General features: G+C 43.3%; 14 protein-coding genes. 7 read left to right on the top strand and 7 right to left on the bottom strand.

Annotated features, from left to right (window positions below):
* Position 1: 1 nt before the first annotated feature.
* The 3 genes from IR173_RS03030 to IR173_RS03020 are packed head-to-tail and all read right to left on the bottom strand — an operon-like array spanning position 2 to position 3,397.
* Positions 2-1,357, bottom strand: coding sequence for a tetratricopeptide repeat protein (locus tag IR173_RS03030; protein ID WP_237038198.1), 1,356 nt, complete (start codon positions 1,355-1,357; stop codon positions 2-4).
* Between the two features lie 50 nt (positions 1,358-1,407).
* Positions 1,408-2,682 carry a hypothetical protein gene (locus IR173_RS03025; RefSeq protein WP_237038197.1) on the bottom strand — a complete coding sequence of 425 codons (1,275 nt, stop codon included), beginning with the start codon at positions 2,680-2,682 and terminating at the stop codon, positions 1,408-1,410.
* Positions 2,669-3,397 carry a type III pantothenate kinase gene (locus IR173_RS03020; protein ID WP_237038196.1) on the bottom strand — a complete coding sequence of 243 codons (729 nt, stop codon included), beginning with the start codon at positions 3,395-3,397 and terminating at the stop codon, positions 2,669-2,671. The genes IR173_RS03025 and IR173_RS03020 overlap by 14 nt, the downstream gene beginning before the upstream one ends.
* A 168-nt stretch (positions 3,398-3,565) precedes the next feature.
* Here IR173_RS03020 and lnb point away from each other — a divergent pair, with 168 nt between their 5' ends.
* The 5 genes from lnb to IR173_RS02995 all read left to right on the top strand — a co-directional run bounded on the left by lnb (position 3,566) and on the right by IR173_RS02995 (position 11,351).
* Positions 3,566-4,735, top strand: coding sequence for a lipoprotein N-acyltransferase Lnb (gene lnb / locus IR173_RS03015; RefSeq protein WP_237038195.1), 1,170 nt, complete (start codon positions 3,566-3,568; stop codon positions 4,733-4,735).
* Complete coding sequence (locus IR173_RS03010; RefSeq protein ID WP_237038194.1) at positions 4,732-6,315, top strand: alkaline phosphatase family protein; 1,584 nt, start codon at positions 4,732-4,734, stop codon at positions 6,313-6,315. Before lnb ends, IR173_RS03010 begins: the two co-directional genes overlap by 4 nt.
* Before the next feature lie 95 nt (positions 6,316-6,410).
* On the top strand, positions 6,411-9,707 hold the full coding sequence (gene secA, locus IR173_RS03005) for a preprotein translocase subunit SecA (protein WP_237038193.1): 3,297 nt from the start codon (positions 6,411-6,413) through the stop codon (positions 9,705-9,707).
* 124 nt (positions 9,708-9,831) lie between these two features.
* Entirely contained in the window at positions 9,832-10,830 is a 999-nt protein-coding gene (locus IR173_RS03000) for a DUF6340 family protein (RefSeq protein ID WP_237038192.1), read from the top strand.
* Positions 10,831-10,901: 71 nt separating this feature from the next.
* Complete coding sequence (locus tag IR173_RS02995) at positions 10,902-11,351, top strand: hypothetical protein (RefSeq protein ID WP_237038191.1); 450 nt, start codon at positions 10,902-10,904, stop codon at positions 11,349-11,351.
* Positions 11,352-11,513: 162 nt separating this feature from the next.
* Here IR173_RS02995 and IR173_RS02990 read toward each other — a convergent pair whose 3' ends face one another.
* Positions 11,514-11,888: a hypothetical protein gene (locus IR173_RS02990; RefSeq protein ID WP_237038190.1), complete on the bottom strand. Its 375-nt coding sequence runs from the start codon at positions 11,886-11,888 to the stop codon at positions 11,514-11,516.
* Positions 11,885-12,433 carry an RNA polymerase sigma factor gene (locus IR173_RS02985; protein ID WP_237038189.1) on the bottom strand — a complete coding sequence of 183 codons (549 nt, stop codon included), beginning with the start codon at positions 12,431-12,433 and terminating at the stop codon, positions 11,885-11,887. Before IR173_RS02985 ends, IR173_RS02990 begins: the two co-directional genes overlap by 4 nt.
* Before the next feature lie 144 nt (positions 12,434-12,577).
* Here IR173_RS02985 and IR173_RS02980 point away from each other — a divergent pair, with 144 nt between their 5' ends.
* Positions 12,578-12,982: a DUF6249 domain-containing protein gene (locus IR173_RS02980; protein ID WP_237038188.1), complete on the top strand. Its 405-nt coding sequence runs from the start codon at positions 12,578-12,580 to the stop codon at positions 12,980-12,982.
* Positions 12,983-13,108: 126 nt separating this feature from the next.
* Here IR173_RS02980 and IR173_RS02975 read toward each other — a convergent pair whose 3' ends face one another.
* Together IR173_RS02975 and IR173_RS02970 are read right to left on the bottom strand one after the other, a co-directional pair.
* A complete protein-coding gene (locus IR173_RS02975; RefSeq protein ID WP_237038187.1) occupies positions 13,109-16,030 on the bottom strand; it encodes a M16 family metallopeptidase in 2,922 nt (973 codons plus the stop codon).
* A gap of 152 nt (positions 16,031-16,182) precedes the next feature.
* Positions 16,183-18,876, bottom strand: a complete 2,694-nt coding sequence (locus tag IR173_RS02970) for a valine--tRNA ligase (protein ID WP_237038186.1) — start codon at positions 18,874-18,876, stop codon at positions 16,183-16,185.
* A gap of 113 nt (positions 18,877-18,989) precedes the next feature.
* Between IR173_RS02970 and mazG the strand changes: the two genes are divergently transcribed.
* Entirely contained in the window at positions 18,990-19,775 is a 786-nt protein-coding gene (mazG, locus tag IR173_RS02965) for a nucleoside triphosphate pyrophosphohydrolase (protein ID WP_237038185.1), read from the top strand.
* The last annotated feature ends 130 nt before the right edge of the window (positions 19,776-19,905 follow it).

Below are 19,905 nucleotides of genomic sequence, written 5' to 3'. Positions count from 1 at the left end.
ATTATCTGATAGTAGTTGTTTCACCAATCCATCCGCCGATTGTTACACTGTCGCCTTTCTTTAATCCGAGGAAGAACAAGTCTTCGTCTTTCGGAGTATAGCGTGAGTAAGTACCAATCAACTTGTTTGCTTCTTCTTCTACGCTTGAATCTACACTCTTAGCTCTCTGCAATTTGTCGATAACTGCAAAATATGTACACTTGTTCAATGCATTCTCATCGCTCCAGTTGGGGCTTGATGCATACATATTAGCAATCAGGATGTAAGGCTTACCGTTGTTTCCGTCCAAAGAGATAGATTTCAATGCATATTGTTTAGCTTTGCTCAACTGTTTTTTGTTAAACAGGATGGCAGAAGTCTTATAGCAATAATCTGCTTTCTTCACAGGGTCTTGTTCCAGTTCGATGGCCTGGTCGAAGTATGTGATACATTTATCCAAATCGCCTTTCTTGAAATACATATATCCGCAACCGATAGCTGTTTCAGAAGTCGGTTCGATAGCGTGTGCATGTTCAGATGCAGCAAAGTATGCTTCCTGTTCTGTACATCCCAGCATTTGCATTACACTGATTACTTGTTTCAGATAGTCCAGATTAGTCTTGTTCTGTTCAACTTTCGGAGCATAAATAGATTGTAAGTTATCGCAAGTAGCTACACCACTGTTGATGAAGAATGCGTCGATGTTGTCTTTGGCAACTTTCAGCAGTTCTTTGGTCTTTGCTTTAGTTTCTTTTTTGAATGCTGCGTCTGCATAACCGGCAGCAGCGATATAGTCTTGAATGAACTGTTCTTTGTGTGCTTCGTCAGCCTTTACCTTACGTCCGGAAACATCAGTAAATTCTTGAAGTACAAAGTAGTCAGCGTTATCTTTCTCTAAATCAACGGCTTCTTTGAACAAATTGTATGCGGTGTTCAGGTCAGGACATCCCATTGTGAAATAGTCATGAGCTTTCATTCCGATGATAGAGCCTTTGGTTACAGGAGTTTTAACGTAACCGTTCAATATGTCCAAGTATTTGATGCGTTGATCGTATACATTCATCAGTTCTTCAAAATATTGTTTTTGTTTAGCTGCATCTTTTTCATTGGCAATGAACCAACGAAGAATCTTTGCACCGTTTGTGTAAGTACCTGCCTGAGCAATCGGAGCTTCATTGAATACGCTCTTCCATGGAGTATAAGCATCCTTGAAGTTGTTTGTTTTTACGTACTCAGAATAGATACTAATGTTTTTCAGACAGTTAATACTGTCTTGACCATGACCATACCTTGAACCGTCTGACGCTCCGGTTTGAGCGAAAGAAGCTGTTGCACTTAAAGAAAGAGCGAACAGCGCTGTTACCATCTTCATTTTCATCGTATATAAATTTAGTTGTTATTATTTTAAAACTTTATCTTTTGGGTTTGTTAATCGACTTTCCACTTCATAAACCAACGTTCGTTAAAGGTCAGTCCGATATTGATTTTCAAATAATTCTCTTCCAACATTCCTTTAACTTTCGGACTTACTTTTACATATTGTCCCGAGATATTCAGGATGGACTTGCTTTGGAACAGCGGGAAACCGAAACCGGCACTTACTCCATATTCGCGGGTCCCGTCCTGACCGTCCACTTTGGTATATGGGTCTGAATAATATCCACCAACGCGGTAGCGGATACGTTTCAGATAATTGTGGCTGTAGGGACTAGGAATAAACTCAGCACCTACGGCTATTTTTGTGCGGTTGCAGAAGTAATTCTTCTCATTATAGAATTTTGCATCCTCCCATTTTTGATAAGTGAAATCAGCACCCACAGTCAGTCGGTTGTCATATACATAAGTCAAACCTGCGCCAAACGTATGCGGCAGACTGAATGCGTTGGTAATCGTATCACCTGTCTGGGTGGAAGGATAATCAGCTCCGTTCAACCACTTCTGATTATATTTATATCCTTTGCCATTCATCGAATGTCCCAATGAATATACAGCACCAAAGTTTAAAACGTGTTTTTTATTGAACTTATAGCTATATTGCAAACCGAAGTCTAATTTATAATCATTGATGGATATCTTGTCTAATCTGACACTGCTGAATGAACTAGAGTTGCTGAAAGCAGTCGTTACAGAGTGTGTGATATCACCATATATATAAGAGATGTTTGCACCGATTGACAGATTGTCGAGCACTTTGAAGCCTACACCTGCAAATACTTGTTGCAACCCTCCATCACCGGCATAAGAAGCAGTCTTGTTGATAACAGTTCCGTCTTCATCCTTAGTCAATTCGGAAGTGTTACTCAGACTGTATCCTACCGTCGAGAAAGGGATAAATCCCACAGCCATTCCCATACGTTTCCATAAACGGAACTGCATAGCCAAGTAGTCGAAACTTGAATTCTTAGCGTTGGTCTTTATATTGCCTTCCTTGAAGTTGGCATTTTGCAAAGTCATGCCGGCATCAAACAAGAACGTCAAAGAATCGACTGCCGTATATGACGCCGGATTAGATGCGTTGATTTGATAACCGTTTCTTACCCCGTAGGCTATTCCACCCATCGCTTTGCTATTGCCGAAGCCCTGGTCGGCCAATGAACCGAACCCATAGCGCGTATAAGGTGAGTTTGTGCTTGTTTGGGCTACGGCTAGCCCAGTGAATGTGAGTATAATTAACGCACTAATCAGTCTTTTATAATTTATCATTATAGCTTAATATTCTGTTTAAACCTTTCAATACTAAAAATCTATCTGCAAAGATGATACTTTTTAAGTTTGTATCAAAAGAAAAATCATCTCCGCCTGTTAAAAAAACCAAAAGTTCGGGGTAATTCTTTTGAATAAGGGAGATGTATCCACTCATTTCAAGTTCCATACCTCTGATGACTCCGGCCCGAATAGCAGTTTCCGTCGTTTGTCCGTAAAGGGGAATGTCTCCTTTGGCACTGACTTTAGGTAGCTTGTCCGTAAATATATTGAGTGCTTTGAAGCGCATACGCATTCCGGGAGATATATTGCCACCATGGTATTGGTGTTGTGCATCGATGAAATCGTATGTGACACATGTTCCGGCGTCAATGACCAGTATGTCATTGTTGGGCTTTAGCCATGTAGCGGCTACGACGGCGGCCAGCCTGTCCATTCCCAGCGTTTGCGGTGTCTTGTATAGGTTGGTAATGGGGACCGGAGTTTCGTGACTTAGTTCTATGATTTTAAAGGGCAACTTGTCCAGTTGTCGACGGATCGTGTTGCTTAATGTGATGACAGAGGCGATGATACCTCGTTCCAAGGGGTATCGGGAGCAAAGCATCGGAAGGCTATCCAATGAATGATTGGAACCGCGAAATACTTCTACCAATTCGTCTTTGTCAAAGATAGCCAGCTTGGCTACTGAATTTCCTATATCAATTATTAAATTCACAACTTTGCTTTTATGGCTGCAAAGTAACGTAAAAAAACAATAGGAATTGCAATAAAAAACGGTATTTGTGAGGTATTAATTAATATTTAGGTGTACTTTTGCAGCGTGAATTGTAATTTTGATACGGATGAAGAACGATTTCAGTGCGTATCAAAACATTGGATTAATATGAAGAAACTACTTGTTCTACTTTATTTAATATTGGCTTCTTGGGGTGTCCGTGCCCAGCAGGATAGTGTAAAAGTGAGTTTGCTGACTTGTGCGCCGGGAACCGAGATTTATGAATTGTTCGGCCATACCGCTATTCGTTATGAAAATCCGGCGGAGGGGCAGGACTTGGTCTTTAATTATGGTATCTTCAGTTTTAATACTCCTAATTTTGAGATGCGCTTTATAAAAGGTGAAACTGATTATCGACTGGGAGTAGTGCCTTATTCTTATTTTGAAGGAGAATATGCCATGCGCGGTTCGTCGGTTTATCAACAAGTGCTAAACCTTACCGCTGAAGAGAAACAAAAGATATGGAATTTGCTCGAAGAAAATTATCGTCCCGAGAACCGGGTTTACCGTTATAATTACTTTTACGATAATTGTACTACGCGTGCGCGTGATAAGATAGAGGACTGTATCAATGGGAAAGTGGTTTATCCGGAAGCGGAAGAAGGGGTCACTTTCAGGGATATTGTTCATCGGTGTACGGAAGGGAATGAATGGGATGAATTAGGAATTGATCTTTGTCTAGGCAGTGAGGCGGATGCTCCTATCGATGGAAGAAAACAGATGTTCGCTCCTTTTAATATGCTGGAAGCGGCAAGGGCAGCAGTCATTATGCAGGGTGACAGTGTTCGTCCGCTGGTGCTCAGTGAGTCAAAGGTGGTGGATGTGGAGCCGGAAGAAGCGGAAGCAGGTTTCCCATTGTCTCCTCTGTCGTGTGCATGCATATTATTGGTTGTGACTTGCATGATTGCGTGGCTTCAATTGAAATGGAAGAAGGTGATTTGGGCCTGGGATTTGTTCTTGTTCGGAGCGCAGGGGATAGCCGGATGCATCATCGCTTTTTTATTTTTCTTTTCCATTCAGCCGACAGTCGGTTCCAATTGGCTGATTATTTTGTTCAATCCCATTCCCCTTATTTACTTGCCGGTGATGATTTATAAGGCGATAAAAGGGCAAAAAGACCTCTATCATCTAATAAATGTGGTGTGTTTAACACTTTTTATAATGATAATGCCGTTTATACAGCAAAAATTCAACGTAACGGTATTACCTTTGGCACTGTGTTTGCTTGTATGCTCTGCAGGCCACCTAATTTTATATTACAGACAAAACAGTAAATGAAAGGACGCATCTTAACTTCTCTTCTGACCGTAATAGCATTAACGGGACTTCAGGCACAAAATGTTCCTGCAGTTCCTAAGTTGGTGGTAGGGCTTACTATCGACCAATTGCGGACAGACTATATAGAAGCTTTTTCGGCTTTGTATGGAGAACGGGGATTCAAACGGTTGTGGAAAGAAGGTAGAATATACTTGAATGCAGAATATGATTTTATCAATGTGGATAAATCATCGTCTGTGGCCGCTATTTATTCGGGAACCACTCCTTATACCAACGGTATTGTAGGGAATAACTGGATGGATCGTGCCACTCTGCGCGTGATTAATTGTGTGGACGACAATAACTTTATGGGAATTTATACTTCCGAGTCCACTTCTCCTGCAAAATTGAAAGTGTCAAACTTGTCAGACGAACTGACAGTGGCTACACAAGGGGTGGCAGAAGTTTATTCTATCGCTCCGACTCGTGAAATGGCAGTACTGGCTGCCGGTCATGCAGCCAAAGGTGCTTTTTGGATTAATGATGAAACAGGAAAATGGAGTGGAAGTACATATTATGGCACTTTCCCTTCCTGGATTTCTACGTATAACGATTATCAGGGGCTTGATTTCCGCATCGGTGATATGGTGTGGGGACCTTATCTGCCTGTTACCGCTTATAAATATCTGACTACAGAAACCAAGCAGCTGACTTTTAAACATAATTTTGATGATGAAAGGAAGCTGAAATACAGAAGACTGAAAACCAGTCCTTATGCCAATGACGAGGTGAACCGTTTGGTGAACGCTTGTCTCAATTCTACCCCTATCGGCAAGGATAATGTGCCGGATTTGTTGTCTTTGGCTTATTATGCCGGAAACTATGACCACAAATCTCCGTCCGAGTTGCCACTGGAAATGCAGGATACTTACGTTCGTCTGGATAATAGCATCGCCGAGCTGCTGGATATGATTGATAGAAAAGTGGGTTTGCACAACACTCTTTTCTTCATTACTTCCACCGGATATACAGATCCCGAACCGGCTGATCCTCCTCAATATAAAATACCGAGCGGAGAATTCTATATTCAGCGTTGCTCTGCATTGTTAAACCTTTATTTGGCTGCCATTTATGGCGAGGGCCAGTATGTGGAAGCTCATCACGAACAGGAAATCTATTTGAATCATAAGTTTATTGAGCAAAAACAGCTTAACTATACTGAGATATTGACTCGTTCGTCAGAATTTCTGGTGCAGTTTAGCGGTGTGAAAGACGTCTATTCTTCACAACGTTTGCAGTTAGGCTCTTGGACTCCCACCATCGACAAAATAAAGAACAGCTATAATCCGGCATGTTCGGGTGACTTGTGGATAGAAGTTCTGCCCGGCTGGTCGGTTATCCGTGAACATTCTTTAGACAAAAGGGTAGTGCGCGATGCTTATGCTTCTTCGCCCCTCGTTTTAGTGGGATGGAATATGAAGCCCGAAATTATTCACACCCCTGTGAAGATTGGCAATATTGCACCTACTGTAGCTCATTTCATGCGCATCCGGGCGCCCAATGCCTCTACTTTGGCCCCGATGACTGGCATCCGCAAATAATATTTAGAGAGAGAAGTGCAAATAAATCAGCATTTTATTTTAACTTTGCACTTTCAAAATTAACCAAATTAGAAAATAATAAAAACAAAAATACAATGGGATTTAATGAATTTATCGGCAAATTGTTTGGAAACAAGGCCACCCGCGACATGAAAGAAATAAAACCGTGGGTAGACAAAATCAAGGCTGTATATCCGGAAATTGCCAAACTGAGCAATGATGAACTTCGTGCCAAAACAGAGGAATTGAAAAAGTATATCCACGACTCGGCTACGGAAGAACAAAAAAAGATAGAAGAGCTGAAGGCTACTATCGAGACTACTGAGTTAGAAGATCGTGAAGGCATCTTTACGCAGATTGACAAGTTGGAAAAAGAAGTGCTTGAAAAGTATGAAAAAGCACTGGATGATGTACTTCCTCAAGCTTTTGCCATCGTAAAAGATACAGCCCGCCGATTCTCTGAAAATCCTGAAATCGAAGTGACTGCCACTGACTTTGACCGTAACTTGGCTGCACAGGGAAAAGACTTTGTCCGCATCGAAGGCGATAAAGCGATTTGGCAAAACCACTGGATTGCCGGCGGTAACGATATGGCATGGGGAATGGTGCACTATGATGTACAGTTGTTTGGTGGTGTCGTTTTGCACAAAGGTAAGATTGCAGAAATGGCAACCGGTGAAGGTAAGACGTTGGTAGCTACTTTGCCGGTATTCCTGAATGCTTTGACCGGTAACGGTGTGCACGTGGTGACCGTCAATGATTATTTGTCAAAACGTGACTCGGAATGGATGGGGCCGCTTTATCAGTTCCATGGATTGAGTGTCGATTGTATCGACAAGCATCAGCCTAACTCTGACGCACGCCGCAAGGCATACATGGCCGACATCACTTTCGGTACAAATAATGAATTTGGTTTTGACTACCTGCGTGACAATATGGCTGTCAGTCCGAAGGATTTGGTGCAGCGTAAACATAATTATGCCATTGTCGATGAGGTCGACTCCGTATTGATTGACGATGCGCGTACTCCGTTGATTATTTCAGGACCTGTTCCAAAAGGCGAGGATCAACTGTTTGAACAGCTCCGTCCGTTGGTTGAGCGTCTGTTTGAAGCTCAGAAGAAACTGGCTACCCAATACCTTGCCGATGCAAAACGTTTGATTGCATCCGATGACAAGAAAGATCAGGAAGAAGGATTCCTTGCCCTGTTCCGCAGTCACAAGGCGTTGCCTAAGAACAAGCCGTTGATTAAGTTCTTGAGTGAATCGGGCATTAAGGCCGGTATGCTGAAAACCGAAGAAATCTATATGGAGCAGAACAACAAGCGTATGCCTGAAGCTACTGATCCTTTGTTCTTCGTGATTGACGAAAAGCAGAACAGTGTGGATTTGACAGATAAAGGTATCGACCTGATTACCGGAAATGCTGAAGATCCTACTTTATTCGTATTGCCTGATATCACTTCTCAGTTGTCGGCCTTGGAAAACGAGACCGAACTGTCGGAAGAAGAGAAATTGGCCAAGAAGGATGAGTTGATGACGAATTATGCCATCAAGTCAGAACGTGTACACACTATCAACCAGCTTTTGAAAGCATACGCCATGTTCGAAAAGGACGATGAGTATGTGGTGATTGACGGACAGGTGAAGATTGTAGACGAACAGACCGGCCGTATCATGGAAGGTCGTCGTTACTCAGATGGTTTGCACCAGGCTATCGAGGCTAAGGAAAGAGTAAAAGTAGAAGCGGCAACCCAGACTTTTGCCACTATTACTTTGCAGAACTATTTCCGTATGTATCACAAGCTCTCGGGTATGACCGGTACTGCCGAAACGGAAGCTGGCGAATTTTGGGATATCTATAAATTGGATGTTGTTGTCATCCCGACCAACCGTCCGATTGCACGTAAAGATATGAATGACCGCGTTTACAAGACTAAACGTGAAAAATATAAAGCTGTTATCGAAGAGATTGAAGAAATGGTAAAAGCAGGACGCCCTGTTCTGGTAGGTACTACTTCTGTAGAAATCTCTGAAATGTTGAGCAAGATGCTGTCAATGCGCAAGATTGAGCACAATGTGCTGAATGCAAAACTGCATCAGAAAGAAGCTGACATCGTTGCCCAGGCCGGTCAGAAGAGTATCGTGACCATTGCAACCAATATGGCAGGTCGTGGTACCGATATCAAGCTTAGTCCAGAAGTGAAAGCAGCGGGCGGTTTGGCAATTATCGGTACGGAACGTCACGAAAGCCGTCGTGTAGACCGCCAGTTGCGTGGTCGTGCAGGCCGTCAGGGTGACCCGGGTTCTTCTGTATTCTTCGTTTCATTGGAAGACGACCTGATGCGTTTGTTCTCGTCAGACCGTATTGCCAGTGTCATGGACAGACTCGGATTTAAGGAAGGCGAAATGATTGAACACAAGATGATTTCCAATTCTATCGAGCGTGCCCAGAAGAAAGTGGAAGAAAACAACTTCGGTATCCGTAAACGCTTGCTTGAATATGATGACGTGATGAACAAACAGCGTGTCGCTGTCTATACGAAGCGTCGCCATGCTTTGATGGGTGAACGTATCGGCATGGATATCGTGAATATGATTTGGGACCGTTGCGTGTATGCAGTGGAATTGGGCGATTATGATAATGTGAAGATGGAAATGTTGCAGACTTTGGCGATGGAACCTCCTTTCACAGAAGAAGAATTCAATGCGAAGAAGCAGGAAGACTTGGCAGAACTGACTTTCGAGGCAGCAATGAACAACTTCAAACGCAAGACAGAACGCATGGCTCAGATTGCCAACCCTGTTATCAAGCAAGTGTTCGAGTTGCAGGGACACATGTATGAAAACATTATGATTCCTATTACAGACGGCAAGCGTTTGTATAATATCTCTGTCAACCTGAAAGCTGCGTATGAAACAGAAGGTAAGGAAATCGTGAAGTCATTCGAGAAAGCCATCTTGCTGCATACCATCGATGATGCCTGGAAGGAAAACTTGCGCGAACTGGACGAGTTGAAACATTCCGTGCAAAATGCAAGCTATGAGCAGAAAGACCCGTTGTTGATATTTAAGCTGGAATCAGTGAACCTGTTTGATAACATGGTCAATAAGATTAATAACAATACCATCTCCGTATTGACTCGCGGACAGATTCCTGTACAGGAACCGGAGCAAGTGCGCGAAGCAGCTCCCGAACCGGCAGCTCCCCGTCAGCAATATAGAGAAGAAAAACGGGATTTAGGTGACCCCGATCAGCAAGCAGCAGCCGGCCACGACACTCGTGAAGTGAAACGCGAACCGGTGCGTGCAGAAAAGACAGTAGGCCGTAATGACCTGTGTCCGTGCGGAAGTGGTAAGAAATATAAGAACTGCCACGGAAAAAATGCCTGATAAATAGACCCTTTCATAGAAACGTCTGAGCAGAATTTTCTGCTTAGACGTTTTTTTATTCCTTTTAACTAATAAGTTCCTGTAAATAGCTTACTTTTGTCCTTATAAGTAATATTGGTCAGATATGAATAAAACGATTTCATTAATAGCGATAGTCACCGGCTTGGCTTTGGCTTCATGCGGAAGTTTGCAAACGATTTCTTTTGAACAGTTGCAGGCTGCCGATGTCAGTTTTCCTGATGTCGTGCGAAACGTGGCTGTGGTAAACAACATGCCTGTCTACAAAGCGGGAGACAGCCATGATGTGATTAGTGTGGAACTGAAAGGAGACGGTAAAATCGCTGCCGAAGCTTTGGCGGAGGAAATAGCGAATGCTAATTACTTTGAGCAAGTAATCATTTGTGATTCCGCTTTGCGCGGACAGGATACCGAGCTACGTGAAGATGTGATGCTGACTCAGGATGAAGTACAGAAATTGGCTGCCGATTTGGGTGCCGATTTAATATTCTCCTTCGACCGATTGGATATCCAGACCAAGCGGGGAGTTTTATTTATAGATACATTTGATGGAGGTTTCCAGGTAGATGCAGTGGACGGTATGGTTGCCCCCGTTATCAGAATATATATCCCTTCGCGGGAGCGTCCCATGCTCAGTTTCAGTAAACAGGATACCATATCATGGGAAATTGAACCTACCTTATCAGACAAAAAAATCGTAAAGGAAGCTTCGGAATATGCTGCTACCATGCCTGTCGACTACCTTCTTCCGCATTGGAGGGAAGTATCGCGCTTTTATTTTGACGGAGGCAATGTGGGGATGCGCGATGCTGGAGTATATGTGCGCGAGAATAACTGGGACCGTGCATTTGAGCTGTGGAAGCAGATATACGATAAAAGCAAAGGACGTCAAAAAATGCGTGCAGCATTTAATATAGGATTATATTATGAAATGAAAGACGACCCTGCAACCGCCATAGAATGGGTGGAAAAAGCAGATAAATTGGCGAAAGCCGGTACGACGGAAGCCACCGTTATTGCTCTCTATTTATTGAGACTGAAGGAGCGTGAGGCCCAATTGCCCCAGTTAAACATACAAATGAATCGTTTCAAAGATAATTTTTAAGGAATAAGTGTTGCATGAAAGATTTTTTTTGTACTTTTGAATATAAATAATTAAATAAAATTGATTTTGGTATGAAACTCAGTGCACAGTCACATGCTTCTATTGTATCATCCCTTCAGGAAGCAATCGATAAATTTATTGCTGATGGAGAGAAAACGGTAGTTACCGATATTCATTTGCAGCCTAAGCAGGATAGCGGTGAACTAGTATTATTTAATGATGATGACGAGGAATTGTCGCGTACCATAATCGAAGAGTGGGTGGATTATGATGGAGATGATTTTTACACTATTGTCGAACGGATTCTGAGAGGAGAGCTCAATTGTCTGCAGGAATCCGGAAAGTTGGATAATCTTTGTATCATGAAGCCGTATTCTTTTGTGTTGGTGGATGAAGACAAGGAAACGGTAGCCGAACTTCTGCTGGTAGACGATGAAGATACATTGTTATTGAACGATGAATTGCTGAAAGGATTAGACGAAGAACTGGATGCCTTTTTGAAAGATTTGCTTGAGAAGTAACCGCTTCGGAGTGATGGGCATTCCTACCCCAAACAATGGGCATTGTTTGGGAAAACTGTTACCATTGTTTGGAAAAAGTGTCTCCATTGTTTGCTGAAGTCCTCATGAGACTTTTTTAAAAGCCCACGGCCTTTTTTCCTGAGTCGGCCATTGGAATTGTTTTCAGGAGGAATGTCGTTTGAAATACTGCTTTCTCATCCATCTGTCGAATAACAGGCATAAAGAAATGACTATAATAAACATGAAGTAGAAAGAAGGAATTTCTATCTTATGAGCCTCCGGAAGTTGTATCGGTTGCAAGAAATCCTTCAGACTACTGCCGAAATAATAGATTAATCCGGCAATGCCGCTTGCCAGCAGGAGCAGGGAAGCGATAATAGTAGCCCATAATGTTCTTTGTTCCATTCTTTTTTCGCGAAGCAAAGCAGCTTCTTCCACTTTCTGCATGGTGCGGAAAGTAAAGTTGGAGGACAGGCGGAATTGAGTCTGTTCCTTTATTGCTCTTTTCAGTCCTTTATCTTTCAGTTCTTCGTTCATTGTTCTTCTTTGGTTATAAGTACATATAGTTTTTTACGTATACGGTGTAACTTCACTTTCGTGTTGCTTTCCGTCATTCCCAGTATGAGGGCAATCTCGCTGACAGGCTTGTCTTCCATATAAAATAAAGTAATGACGGCCCGTTCGTCTGCATCAAGCTTTTCCATGGCTTTGTTCAGCCTGGCTATCTGCTCCTCGCTCTCATCGTTCAGCGTATCATCTACTTGTTCGTCCGAAATGTTGGCAAGCAGCGTATCATCCATGTCAAATAAATCGTATTTTTTCTTTCGTACGGCCGAAATTGCGGTATTGTAAGCGATACGGTATATCCATGTCGAAAAGTTACTTTCCGCTTTGAATGAAGAGAGGTGTTGAAAAGCTTTAAGGAAAGTATCCTGTGTAAGTTCTTCTGCATCCTCCTGGCTGGCAACGATACGGACAATCAAGGTAAATACCTGCTGGCTGTATTTTTCCAAAAAATATTCATAGCGGGAAGTTTTTCCTTCCAATACATCTTGAATGATATGTGCTTCGTCGTATTCCATTTCATCTCTTTAGACGCATGCATATAGATAAGGTTACACATTTTGAATAAAAAATATTTTTTTGCGTAAAGTTGTAACCTGACCGGAAATGCTGCGTCTAAAGGGTACAAAGGAACAAAAATAATAACTTAAAAAGAAACGATTATGATGGATTTTATTATGGTGCCTGCTATTATGGCCATTATCACTTTGGGAATTTACAAGCTGTTCGAACTGTTTGTCTGCAAAAAGGAACGGTTGACTATTATCGAAAAGATGGGAGAGAAGTTTACTCCCGATATGCTGGAGCATAAGATTAACTTCTCTTCGATTAGCAACTTCTCTTTTTCGGCTTTGAAGTTGGGGTGTTTGTTTACAGGAATGGGATTGGGACTGTTACTCGGTTATGTGATTTGTGCCAGCACCATACCGGGTTACATTACCGGTGATAAACTTACTTACTATCAGAGGAGTATTCCTGAACTTATTTATGGAGCCAGTGTCCTGCTGTTGGGCGGTGTAGGTCTGTTGGTGGCGTTTATTGTCGAACTGAATATGAATAAGAAGTAAGAACAGCTCACGATATACACACAACACACACACATGAAAAAGGGATGCCGAAAAGATAATCGGCATCCCTTTTTTGACAGTTATTCTTTACTATTCATTTCTAATCGGCATTCGAGTTACATTGGGTTAGTATCCGAAAATCTCTTCCTGAGTAAGTTCCTCGATTGGAGCTATCGTTTTCAGTGCTTCCATGTCCAGCTCTTTCTTGTCACCCAGTATGCAATAAGTATAGGTGCGGTCTTTCATCCATTTCTTTTGGAAATCGATAACGTCTTGCAGGGTCATCTTTTGTACGTCATTGTATTGTTTGATGCGTCTGTCGACGTTCACACCCATATCTTGAGCATAAATGTATGACCAAAGGATGTTATCCTTAATAATGCGGTCGGTGCGCAGACGGGAAATGATACCTTCTTTTGCCAGTTTGAAAGCAGCTTCCGATTCCGGCATATTATTGATGATGTCATTGAAAGTCTTGATAGCATCCATCATCTTGTCATTCTGAGTCGCTATTTGGGTTTGCACGGTGTATGGATAAACGGCCTTGCCGCTTGTCACGATTCCTGCCCATGCAGAATAAGCCAAACCGCGTGATTCGCGCATTTCTTGGAAGACAATGGAGTTCATGCCGCCACCGAAGTATTCATTGTACAAACTGCGGATGGGTTCAACTTCCGGGTCAAACTTTTCTTCGCGATTAGAATACTGTACCATGTAAATCTGTTTTGCTTCGTATGGAGCAATCAAGACCTTATTGGCAGGAGTGGGCTGCATCACAAATTTCTTGCCGGCCGGAATATCTTTCAACTGTGCAGGGACTTTATGATATTTATTCAATACGCCGGTCAACTCTTGTTCCGAGCTGGGACCGTAATACATGATGCGGTGTTTGAACGAAGTCAGTTTATGGATGCGGTCAGTCAGTTCCGACGGATTCATATTCTGCAATTCTTCTGTAGACAATAAATTACGTGTTGCCGATTCTTTTCCAAAAACAGCATAATTCAGCAGGCGTATAAAGTTCTGCATTTGGTTTAATTTGGCATCCGTGCGTGATTTCAGAATGTTCTTCACCATGTTGTCGTAGGCCGTCTTGTCGGGTTGTGCGTCAGCCAATATCTTCTCGAATAATTCGATAGCCTGAGGCAGATTTTCGTTCAATCCTGACAGTGTAATATACGTGCGGTCGTCACCCGGAGATACGTTGAATGAACAAGCCAAGCCATAGAACTTGCTGTTTATTTGTTCCAGCGTCATGTCCGAAGTGCCGAGGAATCTCAGATATTGTGCGGCTGTTCCCAGTTTCTTGTCATTGTTATTACCCATTTCGAAGATATAGCGCATGTAGAACAAGTCATTGGTAGTGTTCTGTTTGTACAGGACAGGAACCTCTTTGTTCCATGCAAACTGATTCATATCTTTGTTGTAATCGATAAATACCGGTTCGATGGGTTGCACCTTGCTGCCTTGTATTTCTTTTAGGAATTCGCTGGCAGTGTCACGGTTCATAACAATAGGAGTGATTTCCGGTTTAGAGATTTTCTTTTCGTTCGGGTCTTTTCCGGTTTTCTTATAGACAACGGCGTAATTGCTGTCTGTGAAGTATTTGTTGGCAAAGGCAACAATGTCTGCTTTAGTCAGTTTCGACATACGTTCGAGTGCAGTCACTTCGTCTGCCCAGTCGGTTCCGTTTACAAAGGACTCAACAAACATATCGGCACGAATACTGTTGTATTCCAATTGCTGTATCTGGTATTTCTTGAAGTTGTTGATGTTGGCTTGCAGCATATTCTCATCAAAGTCACCTGATTTCAGCTTGGCTATTTCACCCAAGAACAAATCCTTCACTTCGTCCAGTGTTTGTCCTTCTTTGGTGCGTCCTTGCATGATGAAAGCGCAGTAGTCCGACAAATTATACACATAAGCATAGGCTCCCAATACTTTTTGTTGTTGGTTGAGGTCAATATCTATCAGACCGGCCTTGCCGTTATTCATAATCTGGCTGACAATTTGCAGCGTTTCATATTCTTTGCTTGCCGAGCCGGGGAATCTCCATGCCAATGTCACAGACTCGGCATCAGGACCGAGGACTTCGCGTACAATGGGTGTGGTAATCGGTGCTTCGGGCTCGACAGCCAGTTTGGGAAGATTGGGATTGGGCTTCATGTCACCGAAATACTTGTCGATAGTGACAATCATTTCATCAGGATTGAAATCGCCCGACAGACAGATGGCCATATTGTTGGGCACATACCAGGTTTTATAGTAATTCTTGATATTGGTGATAGAAGGGTTCTTTAAGTCATCCTGTGTACCTAGCACGGTCTGTGTGCCATATGGATGGTGGGGGAAGAGTGCTGCAAACATGGTTTCGTTCACCTTGCGGGGGTCTTGTGTGAGAGACATGTTCTTTTCTTCGTAAACAGTTTCAAGCTCGGTGTGGAAACCGCGTATAATGCTGTTCTTGAAACGGTCAGCCTGTATCTTAGCCCAGTTTTCTACCTGATTGGAAGGAATGTCTTCGGTGTAGCAGGTTACGTCGAAGCTGGTATAAGCATTGGTTCCGTTGGCTCCGATGGCTGCCATCAGTTTGTCATATTCATTGGGAATGGCATATTTTGAAGCTTCGTATGACAAGCTGTCTATAACGTGATAGATGGCTTTCCGCTGAGCTTCATCCGTTGTTTTGCGATACACTTCAAATTGTTGTTCAATTTGGTCGAGCAACGGACGTTCTGCTTCATAGTTTTGTGTACCGAAGTGTGTGGTGCCTTTAAACATCAGGTGTTCAAAGTAGTGTGCCAAACCGGTTGTTTCGGCCGGGTCGTTCTTTCCACCCACACGTACGGCAATGTAGGTTTGGATACGCGGGGTTTCTTTGTTGACAGTCATGTAGACTTTCAACCCATTGTCCAATGTGTAGATACGTGCTTTTAGCGGGTCATTGGGAACCGTCGTGTAGCGATAGTCCTTGGGAGCGGCGCTACTGATACTTGCCGAAGATAAAAGAAACAACGACAAGCATACGAGTTTTGTCAGTTTGTTCATAGATGTTTTTCATTAAAAAGATTAATAACAAAGGTAGAAATAAGTTTGAGACATTTTCCTTTTGAAATGCTTTATTAACAGATAAATAAAAAAAAGAGGTGCAACTCTTAGAAAAGTGCACCTCCTTTGGGGATAAATAGTTTATCTGCCGTTTATTTTTTCAAAGCGGCTATGCTTTCTTTCAGTGAAGCAATCTTGCTTTCGGCATCGGCTTGTTTTTTGCGTTCCATGTCGATGACATTTGCCGGAGCCTTGCTGACGAATTTCTCGTTGCTCAGCTTCTTCAGTACGCTTTGCAGGAAACCTTCCTGATAGTTAAGGTCGGCTTCCAGTTTGGCCAATTCTTCTTCTACATTAATCATGCCTCCCAGCGGAATGAAGTATTCTGTGGTTCCCACCATGAATGAGGCAGCGCCTTCGGGCTTTTCATTGACAATGCCGACGGTGGTGAGGTTACCCATTTTCTTCACGACTTCGGCATACGACATGAGGAACGTATTTTCACCCATAACCTGCATTTCCAATGCTTCTTTTTGTGCAATGTTCTTTTGCAGGCGGATGTTACGGATGCCCGAGATTACTTCCTTTAACTGGTCGAATGTGTTGCACAACTGAATGCTCTGTTCCTGATTTCTGTCTGCGTAAGATTCCATTTGCGCAGTCATAATGCTTTCACCTTCCTTGCGGTCGTAAATATGTTGCCACAACTCTTCGGTGATGAACGGCATGAACGGATGAAGTTGTCTCAACAATACATCAAAGAAGTGCAGTGTCGTTTCATAAGTCTTTTTGTCAATCGGCTGTCCGTAAGCCGGTTTAATCATTTCGAGATACCAGCTTGAGAATTCGTCCCAGAACAGTTTGTATACCGCCATCAGTGCTTCGCTCAGACGGTATTTGCTGAACAAATCGTCTATTTCGGCAGAGACTTTGACGAGCAGGCTGTCAAACCATTCGGTTGCCAGTTGTGCATACTCGGGCTGTTCGATGTCGGCTACTTCCCATCCTTTCACCAAACGGAAAGCATTCCAAATCTTGTTGTTGAAGTTACGTCCCTGTTCGCAAAGCGTATCATCAAATAAGATATCATTTCCGGCAGGAGCAGACAACATCATACCCATACGCACACCGTCGGCGCCATATCTTTCAATCAAGTCCAACGGGTCGGGTGAGTTACCCAATGATTTGGACATCTTGCGTCCCAGCTTGTCACGAACGATACCTGTGAAGTAAACGTTCTTGAACGGCATATCACCTTTGTATTCGTAGCCTGCCATAATCATTCGGGCTACCCAGAAGAAGATGATATCCGGGCCGGTCACCAAATCGCTGGTGGGGTAGTAGTAGTTGATTTCTTCGTTGTTCGGATTATTGATGCCGTTAAACAGCGAGATAGGCCATAACCATGAAGAGAACCAAGTGTCCAGACAGTCTTCATCCTGACGTAGGTCTTCCGCTTTCAGGGTGGTGTCGCCGGTTTTTTCCTGAGCCAGTTTCACAGCTTCTTCGAGAGTCTCGGCCACTACATAACCGCCTTGAGGCAGGAAGTATGCCGGAATACGGTGTCCCCACCACAACTGGCGGCTGATACACCAGTCCTTGATGTTTTCCAACCAGTTCTTGTATGTGTTTTTATATTTGGCAGGATAGAACTTCAGTTCGTCGTTCATTACCGGCGGCAAAGCCATATCAGCAAAATGCTGCATCTTGAGGAACCATTGCATAGACAACTTTGGCTCGATGGCCACGTTGGTGCGTTCAGAGAAACCTACCTTATTGGTATAAGCTTCTACCTTTTCCATCAATCCGGCTTCCTGCAAGTCCTTTTCGATTTGAGCGCGGACATCAAAACGGTCCATGCCTACATACAGTCCGGCTGCTTCGCTCAGCGTTCCGTTATCATTGAAGATATCGATACTGGGCAGGTTGTACTTTTCTCCCAGCATATAGTCGTTTACATCGTGTGCCGGGGTAACTTTCAAGCATCCTGTACCAAACTCAATGTCTACATAATCGTCTTCGATGACGGGAATGACACGTCCTACCAACGGAACAATCACTTTCTTTCCGCTTAACCAACGGTTCTTCACGTCTTTGGGGTTGATACACATGGCGGTATCGCCCATAATGGTTTCAGGACGTGTGGTAGCTACTACGGCATACCGTCTGCCTTGTTCGTCACGGTGCACAATTTCACCTTCGGCTCCGGTTTCGCCCGACATGTCGTCATCGGCTACATAATATCTCAGGTAATACAGTTTGCTGTGCTCTTCCTTATATATCACTTCTTCGTCACTGAGGGCGGTCAGTGCCTTCGGGTCCCAGTTTACCATACGCACGCCACGGTAAATCAGTCCTTTCTTGTAAAGGTCGACAAACACTTTGATAACACTTTCGCTGCGTTCTTCATCCATGGTGAATGCAGTGCGGTCCCAGTCGCAAGATGCACCCAGCTTGCGGAGCTGTTTCAGGATGATGCCTCCGTGCTCGTCGGTCCAGTCCCAAGCGTGTTTCAGAAACTCGTCACGGGTCAAATCCGTTTTCTTGATGCCTTGTTGGGCCAGTTTGTTCACCACTTTGGCTTCGGTGGCGATAGAGGCATGGTCAGTGCCCGGCACCCAGCAAGCATTTTTGCCTTCCATGCGTGCACGGCGTACTAATATATCCTGAATGGTATTGTTTAGCATGTGTCCCATGTGGAGCACTCCAGTTACGTTAGGGGGCGGAATGACGACTGTGTAAGGTTCACGTCCGTCGGGTTTTGAACTAAAGAGTTTGTTGTCCAGCCAATACTGGTACCATTTTCCCTCCACGTCAGCGGGATTGTACTTACTTGCTAATTCCATTTTTATATTCTGTTTATTTAATTGATTATCGCATAATTGGTTGCAAAATTAATAAAAGTCGTTGGAATATTATGTACTTTTGCACCACAAAATGATTTTTAGACAAATAGATTATGCATACAAGAAAAGAACAGATGGAGGCGTTCGGACGCTTTCTGGATATTTTGGATGAATTGAGAGAAAAATGTCCGTGGGACCGGAAGCAGACGAATGAGAGTCTTCGTCCCAATACAATCGAAGAAACTTACGAGCTTTGTGATGCCTTGATGAAGGATGATAAAAAGGATATTTGCAAAGAACTGGGCGATGTGTTGCTGCATGTGGCTTTCTATGCCAAGATAGGCAGCGAGACCGGTGATTTCGATATAAAAGATGTGTGCGACCGTCTTTGTGAAAAACTTATTTTCCGTCATCCGCACGTCTTTGGCGAGGTGAAGGCGGATACAGCCGAAAAGGTGACGGAGAATTGGGAGCAGTTGAAAATGAAGGAGAAGGATGGAAATAAGATGGTGTTGAGTGGTGTTCCTTCCGCGTTGCCTTCATTGATTAAGGCTTACCGCATTCAGGATAAAGCCCGTAATGTGGGATTCGACTGGGAAGAGCGTTCGCAAGTCTGGAGTAAGGTGAAAGAGGAGATAGGCGAATTTGAAGCGGAAGTGGAGAATATGGATAAAGAAAAGGCGGAGGCGGAGTTTGGTGATGTGATGTTCAGCCTGATTAATGCTGCCCGTCTGTATAAGATTAACCCCGATAATGCGTTGGAACATACGAACCAGAAATTCATCCGTCGCTTTAATTATCTGGAAGAGCATACCATCAAACAAGGTAAAGACCTGAGGGATATGTCATTGGAGGAAATGGATGCCGTTTGGAATGAGGCGAAAAGTAAGGGATTATAACTTGTCTTTTCTCTTCGAAAATCATCGTTGGAGGTATGGATTTACACGTACGTACGTGTGAGGCGATACGTATATACGTGTGGGGCGATACGTACGTATGTGTAGCCTCACACGGACGTACGTATAATGC

The organism is Phocaeicola faecalis (assembly GCF_021730445.1).
GTDB lineage: Bacteria > Bacteroidota > Bacteroidia > Bacteroidales > Bacteroidaceae > Phocaeicola > Phocaeicola faecalis.
The sequence above is the reverse complement of the archived record's forward strand: the minus strand, read 5'-3'. Positions and strand labels throughout refer to the sequence as shown.

Bases quoted from the DNA above. Each gene is read 5' to 3' on its own strand.
- IR173_RS02970 (WP_237038186.1), bottom strand. From the start codon at position 18,876: ATGGAATTAGCAAGTAAGTACAATCCCGCTGACGTGGAGGGAAAATGG.
- IR173_RS02980 (WP_237038188.1), top strand. From the start codon at position 12,578: ATGATGGATTTTATTATGGTGCCTGCTATTATGGCCATTATCACTTTG.
- lnb (WP_237038195.1), top strand. From the start codon at position 3,566: ATGAAGAAACTACTTGTTCTACTTTATTTAATATTGGCTTCTTGGGGT.
- IR173_RS02990 (WP_237038190.1), bottom strand. From the start codon at position 11,888: ATGAACGAAGAACTGAAAGATAAAGGACTGAAAAGAGCAATAAAGGAA.
- IR173_RS03030 (WP_237038198.1), bottom strand. From the start codon at position 1,357: ATGAAAATGAAGATGGTAACAGCGCTGTTCGCTCTTTCTTTAAGTGCA.
- IR173_RS02975 (WP_237038187.1), bottom strand. From the start codon at position 16,030: ATGAACAAACTGACAAAACTCGTATGCTTGTCGTTGTTTCTTTTATCT.
- IR173_RS03010 (WP_237038194.1), top strand. From the start codon at position 4,732: ATGAAAGGACGCATCTTAACTTCTCTTCTGACCGTAATAGCATTAACG.
- IR173_RS03000 (WP_237038192.1), top strand. From the start codon at position 9,832: ATGAATAAAACGATTTCATTAATAGCGATAGTCACCGGCTTGGCTTTG.
- IR173_RS03025 (WP_237038197.1), bottom strand. From the start codon at position 2,682: ATGATAAATTATAAAAGACTGATTAGTGCGTTAATTATACTCACATTC.
- secA (WP_237038193.1), top strand. From the start codon at position 6,411: ATGGGATTTAATGAATTTATCGGCAAATTGTTTGGAAACAAGGCCACC.
- IR173_RS02995 (WP_237038191.1), top strand. From the start codon at position 10,902: ATGAAACTCAGTGCACAGTCACATGCTTCTATTGTATCATCCCTTCAG.
- mazG (WP_237038185.1), top strand. From the start codon at position 18,990: ATGCATACAAGAAAAGAACAGATGGAGGCGTTCGGACGCTTTCTGGAT.
- IR173_RS02985 (WP_237038189.1), bottom strand. From the start codon at position 12,433: ATGGAATACGACGAAGCACATATCATTCAAGATGTATTGGAAGGAAAA.